This is a genomic window from Psychrobacter sp. TB20-MNA-CIBAN-0197, from assembly GCF_040309765.1.
Classification (GTDB): domain Bacteria; phylum Pseudomonadota; class Gammaproteobacteria; order Pseudomonadales; family Moraxellaceae; genus Psychrobacter; species Psychrobacter submarinus.
In genome coordinates this window covers 1-254 of record NZ_JBEOPC010001013.1, presented here as the reverse complement: position 1 = coordinate 254, position 254 = coordinate 1, and the positions used below count along the sequence as shown (strand labels likewise).

Annotated in this window: 1 protein-coding gene; it reads right to left on the bottom strand. The window is 40.9% G+C overall.

Translation table 11 applies throughout. The features are described from left to right. Positions 1-254: peptide-methionine (S)-S-oxide reductase (locus tag AAEY83_RS16950; RefSeq protein ID WP_351060981.1), on the bottom strand; the 254-nt coding region annotated here is incomplete at both ends.

Here is a 254-nt window from a genome sequence, read left to right as displayed (position 1 = left end):
GATCAATATTTACCCAGTAATGATCAAGTATGCCCTGATAGCTTACTATGGACGGATCGTATGTGATTTCTACGGCCTCGTAATGGCCTTTATGATTACCATTGTATGTCGGGTTTTTAAGTTTACCGCCAGTAAAGCCCGATATTACATCGGTTACGCCTTCTAGCTTTTCAAAGTCACTTTCCATACACCAAAAACAACCTCCAGCTAGAACGGCTTTTTCGGTTTTAGCTGCATGGGAAAATGTACTAAAC